Below are 435 nucleotides of genomic sequence, written 5' to 3'. Positions count from 1 at the left end.
GTACCTGGCGTTCCTGCGCCACCGCCTCACCGAACCCGCCGGGTTCGGCGGGTTCGGTGAGGCGGTGGCGCAGGAACGCCAGGTACTGCGGATCGCGGCCCGTCACATCCGGGAGCCTACGACCAGCGGGCCCGGGTCAGGCGGGCGGGCGCCAGCGGAACAGCATGTCGCCCTGGCGTAGGACGGCGGTGGGGCCGAGGAGCCCGGCGAGCCGCAGGAGGGTGTCGCGGGCGGTGACGGGGACGCGGCCGGACAGGGCGGTGAGGCGCGCGACGCGGTGGGAGCGGCGCATCACCGCGGTGGTGCGGGGGAGCCGCGCGGCGGTGTAGGCGGCCGGTCCGTCGCCGGCGGTGAGGGCGTGGGCGAGGACGACGGCGTCCTCGATGGCCTGGCAGGCGCCCTGCCCGAGGTTGGGCGTCATGGGGTGCGCGGCTC

Annotated in this window: 1 pseudogene; it reads right to left on the bottom strand. The window is 77.2% G+C overall.

The features are described 5' to 3' along the window. Window positions 1-136: 136 nt before the first annotated feature. Window positions 137-435, bottom strand: a pseudogene (locus HUX53_RS00165) (monooxygenase); the annotation flags it as partial.

This window comes from Actinomadura sp. BRA 177 (genome assembly GCF_013372625.1).
GTDB lineage: Bacteria > Actinomycetota > Actinomycetes > Streptosporangiales > Streptosporangiaceae > Spirillospora.
This window is presented reverse-complemented; position numbering and strand designations above follow the sequence as displayed.